Here is a 2,857-nt window from a genome sequence, read left to right on the forward strand (position 1 = left end):
TGCCTCGGCCTGACCGCATTGTACCTCCTTCTCGCCGAGCGGCTGTCCCTCCCTTTGCACGGAGTATACGTTCCCTCCCACTGCTTCGTCCGGTACGAGGACGCGGGGGTGCGATTCAACATCGAGACGGGGGAGAAGGGGGCCGATCGGGACGACGACCGGTATCACCATGATTTCGGGTTCAAAGGGGGAGGACCGTACCTGCGATCCCTCGGGCGGAAAGAGATGATCGGGGTGTACCTCAAAAGCCTGGGCGCCTCCTGCTCCCGGAAGGGGATGGAAGATCGGGCGCTTCGCCTCTACCGGGAGGCGGCGGTTTTCTACCCGGGCCTTCCCGACGCCTATTTCAACGCCGGGGTCTCCTTCCAGAAGAAGGGATTGCTCGACGAGGCCATCGGGCAATACCGGCGGGCACTGGAACTCGATCCCGATCTTGCCGTGGCGCGGGACAACCTCGGTGTGGCCCTGGCGAAAAAAGGACGGTACCGGGAGGCCCTTGCGGAAGTGCGCAAGGCGGTGGCCTTGACCCCCCGAAATCCCGTCACCCGGGGGAATCTCGCGGCCACCTTGTGCGCCAGCGGGATGGTGGAGGACGGCATCCGGGAATACCGCAAGGTGCTCGAGATCGATCCGGACAACGCGAGGGCGCTGGTCGGCCTGACCAAGGCGCATTACACCCGCGGGGAATTCCACGAGGCGATCGTGTATTGCGACAGGGCGATAGAGTGCGGATGGTCCCCGGACCCCGCCTTGCTCGGCACCCTCGAGAAGTACCGCGACCCTTCCCCCGCGTCTCTCCCCTGACGGTCCCGGCCGTACCCCCTATCCCCGGATCCGCTTCCGGATCGTCCCCCACGTCCTTGTCGTGAGAAAGCTCTCGGGGATGTTGTCCGCCATCCTCGTGAACAGTCCGAACGGCACGGCGAAGGTCAGCAGGCTCTTCTCCACGTAGGGACGGGCCGAAAGGTCGAAAAGTCCCAACACCGCCCTAGGGTCGGACCGAACGCCTTCCGCAAGCGGTAGGGTGACGATGGCCCCGCAACCCGAGGAGAACGGCGCGGTCACGGCATCGTCCTCCCGGTCGAAGGAGGTCAGGAAGTGGAGGCCCGCGAGGAGGTCCGGCGACGCGAAGAAGATGACGACTTCCGGGTCGACCGGGGAGTGCGGCATGTCGGCCCGGGTGAACAGCCCGTATCTCTTCGGCGCGGGGCGGACGGGCACCTTGGCGAACCGGGCGCGCGCCAGCTCCGGCGTCCTGAGGTACCGCTCGCCCTCCATCTTCCCGGGGATCCCGCACGACAGGAAGTATTCGATCCCCTCCCTCGGCGTTTCGAGAAAGCCCAGGTAATATCCGCCTCCCGGGCACCCGTGGTGCGACGGGGAAAGCGCCACCGGCACCCCTTCCGTCCTCGTCTTCCCGAGGAGGGCGAACAGGCAGACCCTCGCCCCCTCCGGCGGGAAGAGCGTTCCTCTCGGGAGATCGTCCGCGTACCGGAACAGCACCGGGTATTCCGACATGCCGAACGCTTCCATGAATGAACTGATCCGTGCGTTCATGACTCCCTCACTGGTCGGTCAGCGCCCCCAGGCCCACGAATCCGACCTTCGCCATGGTCCTCCCTCCCGTTCGACAAAGGGTTTCCGTCCTTGACCGGCAGCGAAAATACGGGAGAATGATACCATGGTTTCCGCCCCGCTCGAGATGTTGCGGAAGACGCCGATGTTTTCCAACCTTCCCCCCGGGGACCTGGACCGCATCGCCGGGATATCCTCCGTGCGCCATTTCGCGAGACGGGCCCCGGTCTTCCGGGAGGGGGATCGCGCCGACGGTTTTTTCATCGTCGTATCGGGGAGCGTGAAGCTCTTCAAGCTCTCCGAGGACGGGAAGGAGCAGGTCCTTCACATCCTCGAGGCGGGCCAATCCTTCGCGGAGGCGACGATCTTTGAGGGCGGGGTGTACCCCGCGGCCGCCGAGGCGCTCCGCGACAGCGACCTTCTCTTCCTCCCGAAGCGCCCCTTCATCGAACTCCTCGAGAAGAATCCGAAGATGGCGCTCCGCGTGCTCGGGTCCCTGTCCAAGTGGCTGAAAAGAATGACGGATCTCGTGGAGAACCTCGCGCTTCGGGACGTGGAGGCCCGCCTGGTCTTTTTCGTGTCCGAAGAGATGAAGCGCCTGGGCCTGCCGCTCCGGGACGGGGCGGTGTATGAGATCCCCGTCGGCAAGAACGTCCTGGCCTCCCGGCTGGGGACGGTTCCGGAAACCTTCTCCCGCACGTTGAAAAAACTGCAGGAGGAGGGAAAGATCCGCGTCCAGGGGAACCGGATCCGGATCCTGAAGGCGGAATCCCTCTTCGGCGCGCTGGCCCGCTGATTATTTTACGGCCCGGGGCGAGGCCTCCCAACCTGGATCCCGGGATGCGCGAAGGGGGGTGTGTCGTAGCGCTTCGCAAATCCGGCGATGAAGGCTCTTGCCGGAAGCGGAACCGAGCATCTATACCCCCTCGCGCTCGGGCATCCATGCCCTCCCGTCATCGCCAGGATGGGGTATGCCACGGGTAAAGGAGGAAATGAAGCACTGACCACCCATTACCGGCCCACTCAAAATGGGTTGCGGGGGATGATGTATTTTGTGAAAACGAGGAGGCGTCTTGTGTGCGCGGTAGTCAGCCATGAGTGATTTGACAGGAAAACCGGCCATACCGTTCAACCTTCGAGACAGCAGCGGAAAAACTCACCTTCTCGAAGACTATAGGGGAAGTTGGCTTTTGATGGTGTTTCATCGCCACCTTGGCTGACTTCCTTGCCGGGCGCACATCACGCAGTTGCGTGATCATGAAGAGGAATTCCGCAGGCGGAA

4 protein-coding genes are annotated in these 2,857 nt (G+C 63.7%); 3 read left to right on the forward strand and 1 reads right to left on the reverse strand.

Translation table 11 applies throughout. The features are described 5' to 3' along the window. Positions 1-804: tetratricopeptide repeat protein (locus VJ307_00860; protein HJX72675.1), on the forward strand; the 804-nt coding region annotated here is incomplete at its 5' end. 18 nt (positions 805-822) lie between these two features. Here the strand turns inward: VJ307_00860 and VJ307_00865 are convergent. Then, a complete protein-coding gene (locus VJ307_00865) occupies positions 823-1,557 on the reverse strand; it encodes a DUF169 domain-containing protein (protein HJX72676.1) in 735 nt (244 codons plus the stop codon). Positions 1,558-1,681: 124 nt separating this feature from the next. Here VJ307_00865 and VJ307_00870 point away from each other — a divergent pair, with 124 nt between their 5' ends. Then, entirely contained in the window at positions 1,682-2,371 is a 690-nt protein-coding gene (locus tag VJ307_00870; GenBank protein HJX72677.1) for a Crp/Fnr family transcriptional regulator, read from the forward strand. A gap of 298 nt (positions 2,372-2,669) precedes the next feature. Next, a partial coding sequence (locus VJ307_00875; GenBank protein ID HJX72678.1) for a redoxin domain-containing protein occupies positions 2,670-2,857 on the forward strand: 188 nt, incomplete at its 3' end.

Source organism: Candidatus Deferrimicrobiaceae bacterium (assembly GCA_035256765.1).
Lineage (GTDB): Bacteria > Desulfobacterota > Deferrimicrobia > Deferrimicrobiales > Deferrimicrobiaceae > CSP1-8.